Source organism: Frigoribacterium sp. RIT-PI-h (assembly GCF_001297205.1).
GTDB lineage: Bacteria > Actinomycetota > Actinomycetes > Actinomycetales > Microbacteriaceae > Frigoribacterium.
Window position 1 is genome coordinate 133,102 of record NZ_LHOZ01000076.1, and the last position, 13,991, is coordinate 147,092.

Annotated in this window: 4 protein-coding genes and 1 other RNA gene; 1 reads left to right on the top strand and 4 read right to left on the bottom strand. The window is 74.4% G+C overall.

Annotated features, from left to right (window positions below; translation table 11 throughout):
- Positions 1-135: 135 nt before the first annotated feature.
- Entirely contained in the window at positions 136-9,186 is a 9,051-nt protein-coding gene (locus tag AEQ27_RS10965) for a hypothetical protein (protein ID WP_054146685.1), read from the bottom strand.
- Between the two features lie 429 nt (positions 9,187-9,615).
- Positions 9,616-9,712, bottom strand: an RNA gene (gene ffs / locus AEQ27_RS16670) — signal recognition particle sRNA small type.
- Positions 9,713-9,766: 54 nt separating this feature from the next.
- Here ffs and AEQ27_RS10970 point away from each other — a divergent pair.
- The gene (locus AEQ27_RS10970) at positions 9,767-10,447 is read left to right on the top strand and encodes an SDR family oxidoreductase (protein ID WP_054146686.1); all 681 of its coding nucleotides are present in this window, start codon (positions 9,767-9,769) and stop codon (positions 10,445-10,447) included.
- Positions 10,448-10,580: 133 nt separating this feature from the next.
- Here AEQ27_RS10970 and AEQ27_RS10975 read toward each other — a convergent pair whose 3' ends face one another.
- Together AEQ27_RS10975 and pta are read right to left on the bottom strand one after the other, a co-directional pair.
- Complete coding sequence (locus AEQ27_RS10975) at positions 10,581-11,774, bottom strand: acetate/propionate family kinase (protein ID WP_054146687.1); 1,194 nt, start codon at positions 11,772-11,774, stop codon at positions 10,581-10,583.
- Complete coding sequence (pta, locus tag AEQ27_RS10980) at positions 11,771-13,921, bottom strand: phosphate acetyltransferase (protein ID WP_054146688.1); 2,151 nt, start codon at positions 13,919-13,921, stop codon at positions 11,771-11,773. Before pta ends, AEQ27_RS10975 begins: the two co-directional genes overlap by 4 nt.
- Between the last annotated feature and the right edge of the window lie 70 nt (positions 13,922-13,991).

Here is a 13,991-nt window from a genome sequence, read left to right on the forward strand (position 1 = left end):
GAGCAAGAGTAGTCGGGGCGACCGACAACGGTCGACGGCGCCGGCCTGCTCCGCCCGGTCCGGTGCGGGGCCCGCCCGGACGCACCGGAGGGCCCGTCGAGACGACGGACCCTCCGGTGCGACGCGCCGTTCCGGCTACTCCGTCACGTTGCTCCCCCGTCGACGCAGACGCACCAGCGCCAGCCCGAGCAGGAGGGCGAAGGCCCCGAGCGAGAACCCACCGAGGACGTCGGAGCCCGTGTACGCGAGCCCCATGACGCCCGTGGTCGCGACCCCGCTGATCCCGTCGCCGGAGCCGCCGCCCGCACCGGGCAGACCCGGGAAGCCCGGGGTCCCGGGCGTACCCGGCGTACCCGGCGTACCCGGCGTACCCGGCGTACCCGGCGTACCCGGCGTGCCCGGCGTGCCCGGCGTGCCCGGCGTGCCCGGCGTGCTGGCCGCCGCCGTCACCGTGAAGCCGGTCGTGACCGGGGCCGAGGTGGCTCCCGCCACGGTCTGCGTCGCGTCGACCACGTGCGGCCCGACGGCCACGTCCTCCCAGACGACCGTCCAGTCACCCGCCGCGTCCGCCGTGACGACCAGGACGCGATCCGCGGCGAGGACCGCGGCCGCGGCGACGTCGTCGACCGTGACGCCCTCGGCGTCCCCCGCGTCGAGCTGGACCGTGACGGTCGCGCCGGGTTCGGCCGTACCCGTGGTCGTCACGGTCGCGGTGCCGTCCTGACCGGCCGGGAACACCGATCCCGGCAGCGGGCTCGTGATCACGATCGGATCGATCGCGGCGATGACGAGGTCCTGGGTGGCCGTCGTCGTGCCCGCGTCCGCGGTCTGCGTGGCGGTGAGCACGTAGGCGGCGACCGGGACGCCCGCGAACGTCACCGTCCAGGTGCCGTCGTCGGCGACGATCGTGATCTGCGTCGTCCCCTCTCCGAGGTCGACCGTGACGAGCGCACCGGGTGTGCCGGTGCCCGTCACCGTGACGTCCTCGACGCCGTCGTCGTCGGCGTCGGCGATCAACGCGTCCGGAGCGGGCGAGGTGATGACGACGGCGTCGGTGTTCGCGGCCGCGGTGACCGTGAACACGACGGTCTCGGGTGCCGACACCGCGCCTCCCACGGTCTGGGTCACGGACAGGCTGTGCTGCCCCGGCTCGACGCCCACCAGCGTGGTCGACCAGACGCCGTCGGCGTCCACGTCGACCGTGACCGGCAGACCGCCGTCCAGGCTGACGGCCACGGAGGCGTTCGGCTGGGCCGAACCGTCGACCAGGACGTCGGCCGTGCCCTCCGTGCCCGAGGGCAGGATCGACCCCTGCTCGGGCGAGGTCACCACGAGCGGGGCGACCTCGGCGGCGGGGGCGAGGACGACGTCCACCGACGCACTGCCGGTGACCACGCCTGCGACCCTCTGCTCGACGATCGCGGTGCGCGTGCCGACCGGGACCGCCGGCAGGGTCACCGACCAGGTGCCGCCGTCCGTGACGATCGCCGTCCGCGTGGTGCCGCCGACGGAGACCGTGACGGTGGCTCCGGGCTCGCCCGTGCCGGTGACCGGCAGGTCGACGAAGCCGTCACCGTCGGCGGCGGTCACGAGCTGCCCGTCGGCGGGCGAGGTGATGGTCGGGGCGACGGCGGGGTCGGCCGGGGCGGGCACGATGACGACCTGCACCTCGACCGGGACGCTGGTCTCGTCGCCGACGGTCTGCACGACCGAGACGGTGTGCGTCCCGGTGGCGAGCACGACCGGCACCTGCCACGAGCCCGCGTCGTCGACCGTCGTGGTGACGGGGTCTCCCCCGTCGACCGTGACGGCGACGGGCGCGCCCGGCTGTCCCTGGCCGCGGACGACGACCGGCGCGGTGCCGGAGTCGCCCGCCTGGTACTGCTGCCCGTCGGTCGGTGCCGTGACGGTCAGCGCGGCGGCGGCCTCGACGACGACCGTGGTCGTCACCGGAGCCGACTCGGCCCCGGCGACGGTCTGCGTCGCGGACACCACGTGCTCGCCCACGCCGACCCCCGCGAAGCTGGTCGTCCAGGTGCCGTCGTCGTCGACGTCGACCGTGACGGCCGTGCCGTCGTCGAGCGTCACCGCGACGGTCGCGCCGACCTGCGCCGAACCGGTCACCGGCAGGTCCACCGTCGAGTCGGCGGACAGCACGAGGAGGCGCGTGCCCGTCGCCGGGTCGGTGATCTCGATCGGGGCTGCCGCGACCACCGCGACCGGCCGGGGCACGGGGACCGTCGTGCCGGTGCCGTACTGCTGCACCCCCGAGATCGGTCCGGCGCCCCCCGGCACGGCGTCGAAGGTCGCGGTCCACGCCCCCGTCGTCGGGTCGGCCGGGACGGCCTGGGTCAGGTCGTCGCCGAGCGAGACCGTGACGGTCGCGCCGGGCTGGGCGGTGCCCGACACCGTGACCGGCGTCGTCTGACCGTCGAGGACGACGACGGTGGCACCCGGGGCGGGCTCGGTGATCGAGACCGGCGTGCCGACCAGGACGTCGAGCTGCTGGGTGGCGGGAGTCGTCGAACCGGCCGGGACCGTCTGCGTGACGACGACCGGGTACGAGCCGACGGGCACGTCGCCCACCGTGACGGTCCAGGTGCCCTCGGGGGTCACCGTGGTCGTCTCGGAGAGGTCGTCGCCCACCGCGACCACGACCGTCGCACCGGGCTGACCCGTGCCGACGACCGTGACGTCCGTGGTGTCGTCGGCGTCCTCCACGACGATCGACGACCCGGCGGGCGGCGAGGTGATCGTCACGGGAGCGGCCACGACGACCGACACGTCCCGCGTTATCGGGGTCGACACGGCGCCGTCGACGGTCTGGGTGACCGAGGCGGTGCGGTCGCCGACCGGCACGCCGTCGACCGTGACGCTCCAGGCACCGGTCGTCGGGTCGGCCACGACCGTCCCGACCAGGCCGTCACCGAGGTCGACCGTGACGGTCGCTCCGGGCTGGGCCGGGCCGGCCGCGCCCCCCGGGGCCGTGTCGCCCGCGGCGAGCACGACGACCGTCGTGCCGTCGGGGGGCCGGTCGACGACGAGCCCCGCCGCCGCCGCGACCGTGAACGGTTGCGTCGCTGCGGCCGAGGTCGCGCCCCGGATCGTCTGCGTGGCGGTCAGGGTGTGGTCGCCGACGGGGACTCCGTCGACGGTCGCCTGCCAGTCGCCCTCGGGCCCGACGGTGGCACCGGCCGTGAGGCCCGTGCCGAGCGAGACGGCGATGGTGGCGCCGGGCTCACCGGTGCCCGCGACGACGACCGACGTGGTGCCGGCCGGGTCGAGCAGGGAGACCGTCGCACCCGGGGTCGGGGTGACGATCGTGGGCGCGGCGGGGGCCACGACGATCGACACGTCCCGCGTGACCGGGGTCGAGGTCGAGCCGTCGACGGTCTGGGTGACCGCGATGGTGCGGTCGCCGACCGGGACTCCCGGCACGGTGACGCTCCACGCGCCGGTCGTTCCGTCGACCGTGGTCGTGGCGGTCAGGCCGTCGCCGAGGTCGACGCCGATCGAGGCGCCCGGCTCGGCCGTGCCCGAGACGACCAGGTCGGTCGTGGCGTCCGGCGTGGCCACCGCCACGACGGTCCCGACGGCGGGGGCCTCGATGACGACCGCGGCGGCGGGGACCACCGAGAGGGGCTGCGTGACGGCGGGCGACACCGAGGTGCCGAGCGCCTGGGTGGCGGTGAGCGTGCGCTCGCCGACCGTGACGCCCGCCACGACGACGCTCCAGGCGCCGGTGGTCGGGTCGGCGGTCGTCGAGGCCACGAGGTCGTCGCCGAGGTCGACGCGGACGGTCGCCCCCGGCTCGGCCGTGCCGCTGACCGTGACGGCGGTCGAGGCGGTCGCGTCGGCGACCGTCACGACGGCACCGGGCGTGGGCTGCAGCACGGTCAGCTCGTCGCCGACCACGATCTCGAAGGTCGCCAGGACCGGGGTCGAGGTCGTGCCGGCCACGGCCTGCGAGGCCGTCACCTGGTAGGTGGCGACGGGCAGGTCGGCGAAGACGACGGACCAGTCACCCGAGGCGGGGGCGGCGGGCGTGGTGACGGCCGCTCCCCCGTTCAGCCGGACCGAGACCTCGGCACCCGGGGACGCCGTACCCCAGACGGGGACGTCGATGGTGCCGGCCGGGTCGAGCACGGTGAAGACGGAGTCGTCCGGGTCGACGATGACGACCGGGGCGGCCGCGCGGACCTCGAACGAGCTCTCCTGCGCCGGCGAGGTGGTCCCGCCGATGCTCTGCGTGGCCGACAGGCCGACCGCACCGACGGGCACGCCGGCCACGTCCACCGACCAGGCGCCGGTGGTGGGGTCCGCCGCGACGGTCGCGACGAGGTCGGCACCGGTCACGGGGTCCAGGACCACGTCGACGGTGGCACCCGCGGCCGCGGTTCCCGAGACCGTCACCGTCGAGACGACGTCCGGTCCGGCCACGTCGACGACGGAACCGTCGGCGGGAGCGACGACGACGAGGGGGGCACCGGCGAGGATCTGCACCACCCGCGTCTCGGGGGCCGAGACCGAGGTGCCGACCGTCTGGGTCGCGACGATCGTCCGTGTGCCGACGGGGACGTCGTCGAACGAGATCGACCAGGCGCCGGTCGTGGTGCCGGCCGTGACCGTGTCGGAGACGCCGTCGCCGAGGTCGACGCGGACGACCGCGCCCGGCTCGGCCTGGCCCGACACGACGAGGGTCGTGGTCGAGGTCGGGTCGGCGAGGACGATCGGGACGCCGTCGGCCGGGGCCACGATGGTGAGCGGGGCGGCCGGGTCGATCGTCACGACGCGCGTGTCGGCCTGCTGGACGGTGTCCCGCACCGTCTGAGAGGCCCCGAGGACCCGCTCGCCGACGCCGATGCCGACGAGGGTGACCGCCCAGGCGCCCGGCGTGGGGTCGGCGAGGGTGCTGCCGACCGCGACGCCGTCGAGGGTCACGGGGATCCGAGCGCCCGGCTGGGCGGTCCCGGCGACCGGGACGTCCTGCGTGGCCGCGGGCGAGGCGACGACGTAGCGGACGTCGGCGTCAGGCGTCGTGATGACCACGTCCGCTCCGGGGACGACCTCGAAGGCCCGGGTCACGGGCTCGGTGCTCGTCGTGCCGCCGACCGTCTGGGTCGCGGAGGCGACCTGGTCACCGACGGGGACGCCGGGGACCGTGACGGTCCAGAGCCCGTCGGCCCCGGCGGTCGTCGGGGTGCTCACACCGGCCAGCGTGACCACGACGGACGCACCGGGGTAGGCCGTGCCGGTCACGACGACGGCGGTGGTGCTGCCGGTGCCGGCGACCGTGATGACGTCGCCGTCACCGGGTGCGGTGATGGTGAGGTCGGCCTCGGCCGAGACCACCGAGAAGTCCGTCGGCTCGGCCTCGAGGAGGTCGGGGCCCTGCTGCTGGCTCGCGCCCACGACGTGGTCGCCGACGGCGACCCCGGTCAGGACGAGGGACCAGGCGCCCTGCGGGTCGGTGGCGACCGGGGCCTGGTCGACGCCGTCCACCGTCACGGTGACGGGCAGACCGGCCACGCCGGTGCCCGCGATGGTGACCGGAGCGGGCCCCTGGTCGTCGGCGACGACCAGCTGGGTGCCGGGGACGGGCGGCGTGATGACGACGTCGCCGCCGACGCCGACCTGGATGTCCCGCGTGGCGGCGTCCGAGGTGGAGCCGTTGACGCTCTGGGTCACCGAGACCGTGTGCGGACCGACCGGGACACCGGCGACGGTCACGGACCACTGGCCCGAGGCCGGGACGACCACCTGGCCGACGAGCCCGTCGCCGAGGTCGACCGCGACGGTCGCCCCGACCTGGCCCGTGCCCGAGACGACGACGGGCGTCGTGTCCTGCGGTCCCGGGACGAAGTACTCGGCGCCGTCGAGCGGTGCCGTGACGGCCAGGGGCGTGCCCTGCGCGATCGTCAGCGGCTGGGTCACCGGCGCGGAGGTGGTTCCGCCGAGGGTCTGCGTCGCACCGAGCGTGCGGACACCGGCGGGGACGTCCGGGATGACGACGGTCCAGGCGCCCGTGGCGGGGTCGACCGTGGCCGGCACCTCGAAGCCGGCGCCGAGGCCGACCGTGACGGTCGCCCCCGGGTCGGCCGTGCCGGTGACGGTCACGTCGGCCGTGGTGCCGCCGACGATCGGGATCGTGGCCCCGGGGGCCGGCGTCGAGATGGCGACCGGGGTCCCGGCGACGATCGTCACGACGCGCGTCTGCGCAGGCGACACGGTGCCGCCGACGGTCTGCGTCGCCGAGATCGCGCGCTGACCGACGGGCACGCCGGCGACGTCCACCGACCAGGCGCCGGTCGTGGCGTCCGCCGTGACCCGGCCGGTCAGGCCGTCGCCGAGGTCGACGCGGACGTCGGCGCCGGCCTGGGCGGTGCCCGAGACGGTCAGGGTGGTCGAGGAGGCGCTGTCGGCCACGCGCACCGTGGTGCCCTCGGCCGGGGCGTCGATGACGAGCGGCGCACCGGCGGCGACCGTCAGCGGCTGCGTGACCGGCACCGAGACGACGCCGGCGACCGTCTGCGTGACGCTGACCGTCCGGGGCCCGACGGGCACGGACGAGACGGTCGCCGACCAGGCGCCCGTGCCGTCGGCCGTCGTCGTGGCCACGTAGCCGTCGCCCAGGTCGACCCGGACGGGGGCGTTCGGCTCGGCGGCTCCCGTCACCGTGACCGGGGTGGTCGAGGTGGCGTCGGCGACCGTGAGGGTCGCACCGGGCGCAGGCGTCGAGATCGTCACGCCGGTCGCGGCCACGAGGGTGAAGTCGGTGGTCTGCGGGGCGGACACCGCGCCTCCCACCGTCTGCGTCGCGCTGGCCGTGTAGGCGGCGACCGGCAGGGCCGGGAAGGTCACGGACCAGGTGCCGTTGGCGGCGACCGTCGCGGTGAGGTCGCGGCCGCCGCCGAGCGAGACGGCGACGGGGGCATCGGCCTGACCGGTGCCCGAGACGGTGACGTCACGGGTCGAGTCGGCGCCGGGCAGACGGTACTGCGTGCCGGAGGTCGGGCTCGTGATCGTGAGGCCCGCGCCGGCGACGACGCTGAAGGCCCGCGTCACGGCGGCGGAGACGTCGGCACCGACGGCCTGCGTCACGGACGCGGTGTAGCCGCCGACGGGCACGCCCGGGACGGTCGTCGTCCAGGTGCCGTCCGCGGCGACGAGCGCGGTGGCCGTGCGGCCGCCACCCAGGTCGACGGCGACGGTGGCCGTGGGGGTGGCGGTGCCCGAGACGATCACGGGGGTCGTGGAGTCGGCGTCGAGGACGGTGAAGACGCGTCCGGCGGTGGGTGCGGGGACGACGAGCGGCTGTTGGGCGACGACGGTGAGGTCGCGCGTGACCGGACCGGTGGTCGCGGTGCCGAGGGCCTGGGTCACGGAGGCGCTGTACGCTCCCGCGGGCACGGTCGCGACGGTCACGCTCCAGCTGCCGTCCGCGGCCACCGTGCCGGTGCCCGTGAGACCGGCGCCCAGGTCGACGCTGACGGTGGCGCCGGGCTCGCCGGCACCGGTCAGCACGACGCTGCGGGTGGCTCCGGGAGCGGTCGGCACGACGAACACCTGACCGGCGGTGGGCGTGGGGATGCTCAGGGGGACGAGGGCCGCAGCCCGGACGGTGGAGGTGGCGAGGTCGACCCGGGACGCGTTCACGAGCGGCAGGACCGAGAGGCTGACCGCGTGGACGGAGCTCGAGCCCGCGTCGGTGCCCCGCCCGTCACGGAAACCGTCGCCGTCCTGGGCGTTGATCGTGACGCGGACGAGCTGGTTCAGCAGGGTGGTCAGCGGAGCGAGGGTCGTGACGACGGCGGCGGTGGTGGTGCGCAGGGTGGTCGTCGGCGCGGCGAGCGCCGTGCCGTTCACGAGGGGCGAGTACACACCGCCGACCGAGGTGAGCAGGGTGCCGACGACGGGCAGGAGGGCTCCCCGGAGGACGGTGACGCCGAGTGCGCCGACGAGGCCGGTGCCCTGGACCGTCGTCGAGGCGGCGGGCGTCGTGCCGTCGAGCAGCTGGCCGATGGTCGTCACGGTGCGGGTGGTCAGCGTCTCGTTCGCGGTCGCGAGTCCGAGGTCGATGCGGACGGGGACGCTGAGGTCGACGGTCACGGCGGGGGGCCGGGTGGCCGCGTTCGCGGCCGCGACGAGGTTCGTCGGCAGCTGGTTCTGCAGGATGTCGGTGATGCCGTTCGTGATGGCGGTGATCGTCGCGGGCCGCAGGAGGTCGCTGTTCGCGGGCAGGCCGTTGAGGGCACCGAGGTCGATGACGACCCGACCCGTGCTCGGTGTGATGGTGACCGGCCCGCTCGTCAGGGGGCGGGCGAGTTCCGTGCTGATGGTGGAGTCGAGGTCGACGGTGGCCCGCGCGCCCCCCGTGGGCTGGCCGAGGGTGACGGCGCCGCCGAGGGGCAGGCCGTTCACGGCCGTGGTGAGCGGACCGGTGATCGAGGTCGCGAGGCCGCTGACGGCCGCGCTGCCGGTGACGCCGTTGACCGTGGTGCCCAGACCGGTGACCGTGGTGCGCAGCGACGAGGTGACTCCCGCGACCGCGGGGCTGGTGAGCGTGTACCGGGCTCCGGCGACCTGGTAGGCCGTCGTGGGTGTGCCCGCGGTGGCCCCGCGCTGCTGGGTGATCTGCGACGAGAGCGCACCGAGCTGCAGGGTGACGTCGCTGACGACGCCCTGGGTGGCCGGCACCTGGGCGAGCAGAGGCTGGAGGCGCAGGGTCGTCTGCTGCCCCGCGCTGCCGTTGCCCGCGGCGATCGAACCGTCGGCGCCGATGAGGCCGGCCGAGGCCGTGGCACCGGTCGCGGTGGCGTTCGCGTACTGCCCGTTCCCGCCGAGGGTCAGCAGTCCGTTGCCGCCGAGGAGGCGGATGCCGTTGCCGAGCCCGACGTCCAACAGCTGCAGCGCCCGGAGGTTCAGCGGGTTGACCGACGTCGGCGGGTTCTGCGTCGTGCCGAAGGCCGAGTAGGCCCCGCCGAGGGCGGCGACCTGGTCGAGCGAGACGATGCCCGAGCCCCCGACCAGCGAGGCCTCGGCCTCGCTGCGGTCGGTCGTGGCCGCCTGGGCGGGGACGACGACGACGAGCGCGCCGACCACCGCCGCGACGACGGCCGCGGCCGTCGCCTTCAGTGCGCGGGACGCGTGGGAGCGCCGGGGACGCTCGATCGCCTGGCTTCGCATGGGTGTGCCTCTTCCTGACGGGACGAGCCCGCCGCCTGATCCGAAGAACTCCCGCTGGTGAGGCGGGAGGTGCTGCTGTTCTGTTGTGTGCCGCGGTGTCGCTGTCCGGGGACGACGACGAGGCGAACGGGACTACCGCGCGGTGCGCGGGCTCGTTCGCCTGGTGCGGGTGCTGCTGACGTGCCGTGGTGAGGGGCTCATCGGTCCTGATCCTGATCGTGTGCTGCGGGTGCGACGGCGCCGTCGCGCGGGGTCGCACCGTGGTGAGGGGTGCGGCCGGAGCGGTGGTTGGTCGCTCCCGACGAGCTGGTTCGGTCTCGTCGTGCTGCCGAGCATAGACGGCCAGCGCCCGGATCGCGCACCCCCACGAAGGGGGGACACGGAGGGAGGCCTCGAGGCCTCGGGCCCAGGAACTCAGGCCCCAGAAAGAGGAATGACCCCTCACGCACCCGCCAGAGCCCGGTTACCCTTGCTGCATTTCTGCCCTGGGGGAGTTGGCCTGGATGACGCCACGTGAGGAGCCTCGACGAGTTTAGCGGCAACTGAGTGGTCGCCGCGACCCGGGGTGTTGCCTGGGGTCATGAGAATCGTCATCGCCGGAGGACACGGCAAGATCGCCCAGCTCCTCGAACGCCGACTCGCCGACGCCGGGCACGACCCCGTCGGCATCGTCCGCAACCCCGACCACACCGCCGACCTCGAGACCGCGGGGGCCCGTGCCCTCGTCCTCGACCTCGAGAAGACCGACGTCGACACGCTCGCCGGCCACCTCGACGGAGCCGACGCCGTCGTCTTCGCCGCGGGTGGTGGCGGCGGCAGCGGTGCCGAGCGCAAGCTGACCATCGACCGCGACGGGGCCGTCCTGTTGGCCGACGCCGCCGAGAAGGCGGGCGTCACGCGCTACGTGATGGTCTCGGCCATCGGCACCGACGACTTCGACCCGGCCCGCGCCGAGCTCCCCGCCGCGAACGACGACGACGTGTACCAGGTGTACATGCGCGCGAAGAGCGAGGCCGACGCCGACCTGCGCCGTCGTGAGGGCTTGGACTGGACGATCGTGCGTCCCGGTGGCCTGACCGACGACGCCGGCACCGGCCAGGTCACGGTCGGCACGACCGTCGAGCGTGGCAGCATCCCCCGCGCCGACGTGGCCGAGATCATCGCCACCGCGCTGATCGAGGGCACCGCCGTCAAGACGCAGTTCGAGGCCGTCTCGGGTGACGTCCCCGTCTCGGACGCGCTGGCGACCATCAAGTACTGACCCGCGCCTCCTGGTCGTCGTCCGACGGCCCGGAGGCTGCAGACCGAGACACGAGAGCCCCGGAGGCGCGACCTGCGCACCGGGGCTCTCTCGCGTCGTCGGAGCGGCCGGGTCGTCCACCCGGCCCGACGTCTCAGCTGACGGCGGCGGCCTGCCGGGCGATCTCGAGTTCTTCGTTCGTCGGGACGACGAGGACCGAGACCTTCGAGCCCTCGGGCGAGATGTAGCGCGCGTCGCGGGAGGCGAGCTCGTTGCGGTCGTCGTCGACGTGGATGCCGAAGAACTCGAGGCCCATCAACGTGCGCCGACGCAGCAGGGCGTTGTTCTCCCCCACACCCGCCGTGAAGACCACGGCGTCGAGGCCGCCGAGCTGGGCGACGTAGGCCCCGATGTAGTGCCGCAGGCGGTGCCGGTAGACGGCGAGCGCCGCCTCGGAGACGGCGTCGCCGCGGGAGGCGCTGTCTTGCACGTCGCGCATGTCGCCGCTGCCGGTCAGCCCGAGCAGCCCGCTCCCCTTGTTGAGCAGCGTCTCGAGCTCGGCGAAGTCGAGACCGGCCTCGCGGTGCAGGTGGAAGACGGCGGCGGGGTCGATGTCGCCCGAGCGCGTGCCCATGACGAGCCCTTCGAGGGGCGTCATGCCCATGCTCGTGTCGATCGACCGACCGCCGTCGATCGCGGCGGCCGAGGCACCGTTGCCGAGGTGCAGCACGATGGTCTTCAGCTCGGCGAGGGGGCGGCCGAGGAACTCGGCGGTCTTCTCGCTGACGTACTTGTGCGACGTGCCGTGGAACCCGAAGCGGCGCACGTGGTGCTTCTTCGCCAGCTCGGCGTCGATCGCGTACGTGTAGGCCGCGGGGGCGAGCGTCTGGTGGAACGCCGTGTCGAAGACCGCGACGTGGGGCACGCCGGGGAAGGCCTCCTTCGCCGCGCGGATGCCCTGCAGGTTGGCCGGGTTGTGCAGCGGGGCGAGGGCCGACAGACGCTCGATCGCCTTCTCGACGTCGGCCGTGACGGCCGTGGCGCGGTCGAACTCTTCTCCACCGTGGGCGACGCGGTGGCCGACCGCGACGGGCGGGTACTCGGCGAACGACGGACCGTGCGCGTCGAACGCGGTCAGCATCGCGGCGAAGCCGGCGGCGTGGTCGGCGATCGGTTGCGTGTCGTTGCGCGTCTCGTCGCCGGTGACCTCGTTGCGGTGGCGGGTCGACCCGACCGCCTCGCCGATGCGCTCGACGAGGCCGCTGGCGAGAGTGCGCTCGCCTTCGAGCTCGATCAGCTGGTACTTGAACGACGACGAGCCGGAGTTGACGACGAGGACGGTGCTCACGAGGAGGCTCCTTCGGTGCTGGTGGCGGTGGCGGCCTCGGCTGCGGCGGCCTGCGTGCCGGCCTGGATGGCGGTGATGGCGACGGTGTTGACGATGTCGCCGACGAGCGCCCCGCGCGACAGGTCGTTGATCGGTTTGCGGAGGCCCTGCAGGATGGGGCCGATCGCGACGGCGCCCGCACTGCGCTGCACGGCCTTGTAGGTGTTGTTGCCCGTGTTGAGGTCGGGGAAGATGAACACCGTCGCCCGGCCGGCGACCTCGGACTCGGGCATCTTGGCGGCGGCCACGGTCGGGTCGGCCGCGGCGTCGTACTGGATCGGTCCCTCGACGAGCAGGTCGGGTCGGCGTTCGCGGACGAGGGCCGTGGCGGCGCGGACCTTCTCGACGTCGGCACCGGAGCCGCTGTCGCCCGTGCTGTAGCTCAGCATCGCGACGCGCGGCTCGATGCCGAACTGCTGCGCGGTCTGCGCCGACGAGATGGCGATGTCGGCGAGCTGTTCGGCGGTGGGGTCGGGGATGACGGCGCAGTCGCCGTAGACGAGCACCCGGTCGGCGAGCGCCATGAGGAACACGCTCGACACGACGCCGACGTCGGGCAGCGTCTTGATGACCTCGAACGCGGGCCGGATGGTGTGCGCCGTGGTGTGCTTGGCACCCGACACCATGCCGTCGGCGAGGCCGAGCTTCACCATCATGGTGCCGAAGTACGAGACGTCGGTGACCGTGTCCATCGCCTGCGAGACCGCGATGCCCTTGTGCGCCCGCAGCTTGGCGTACTCGGTCGCGAAGAGCACCTGCAGGCTGGGGTCGAACGGGTCGAGCACGCGGGCGGCGGCGAGGTCGAGACCGAGCTCGGCCCCCCGGGCGCGGATGGCCGTCTCGTCGCCGAGCAGCGTGATGGCGGCGACGCCGCGCTGCAGCAGGGTCGACGCGGCCCGGAGCACCCGGTCGTCGTCGCCCTCGGGCATGACGATGTGCTTCTGCGCCCCGCGGGCCCGCTCGAGCAGCTGGTACTCGAACATCAGCGGGGTGACGACGCCGGACGGGCTGACCTGCAGCAGGCGCAGCAGCTCGGCCCCGTCGACGTGGGTCTCGAAGAGGGCGAGGGCGAGGTCGTACTTGCGGGGCGAGTCGGCGGCGAGTCGACCGCGGGTCTGGGTGATGGCGAGGGCGGTGTCGTAGGTGCCGGTGCTCGTGGTGGCGATCGGCAGGGGGCTGTCGAGCCCCTCGAGCAGGCGCTCGACCTGGGGGGCGAGGGCGAACCCGCCGTTGAGCACGATGCCGGCGAGTGACGGGAAGGTCTCGGAGGCGTGCGCGAGCACGGTGGCGACGAGCACGTCCGAGCGGTCGCCTGGCACGACGACGACGGCGCCTTCGGTGAGGCGCGGCAGCACGTTCTCCATGGACATGGCGGCCACGACGACCCCGAGCGCCTCGCGGTCGAGCAGGGCGTCGTCCCCGCGCAGCAGGGTCGCGCCGGTGGCCTGCAGCACGGCGCGCATCGTGGGGGCGACGAGCACACGGTCCTCGGGCAGCGTCCAGATCGGGACGCGACCGGTCGGCGACGCCTCGAGGGCGTGCCCGATGCCGTCGACGACCTCGTCGAGGTGGTCGGGGTCCACCCGGTTCGCGACGACGGCCAGCAGGCTCGCGTGCTCGGAGCGCAGTTCGGCGGTGGTGAGCTCGGCGACCTGGCGCATGTCGGCACCCGAGCGCCGCGTCTGGCCGTCGGCGCTGCGGCCGCCGAGCACGAGCAGCACGGGCGCGCCGAGGTTGGCGGCGATGCGGGCGTTGTACGAGAGCTCGGTGGGGCTGCCGACGTCGGTGTAGTCGGAGCCGATCACGACGACCGCGTCGCACTGCCGCTCGACGGCGGCGAAGCGGCTGACGATCGTGGCGAGCGCCGCGTCGGGGTCGGCGTGGACGGCGTCGTAGCTGACGCCCACGCACTCGTCGTAGGCGAGGTCGACGCTGTCGTGCGACAGCAACAGCTCGAGCACGTAGTCGCGCTCGTCGGTCGACCGGGCGACGGGGCGGAACACCCCCACGCGGCCCACCTCGTGACTGAGCGTGTCGAGCACGCCCAGGGCGATCGTGGACTTGCCCGTGTGGCCTTCGGCAGAGGTGATGTAGATGCGTGTCGACACGCTCGCCAGCCTAGGGCGGCAGCCTTCGAGCCGCCGGGGAAGCGTGCTTCCGCAACACGCGGCCCCTCTC

Excerpts from the sequence above, each read along its gene's own strand:
- AEQ27_RS10965 (WP_054146685.1), bottom strand. The coding sequence starts at position 9,186 with ATGCGAAGCCAGGCGATCGAGCGTCCCCGGCGCTCCCACGCGTCCCGC.
- AEQ27_RS10970 (WP_054146686.1), top strand. The coding sequence starts at position 9,767 with ATGAGAATCGTCATCGCCGGAGGACACGGCAAGATCGCCCAGCTCCTC.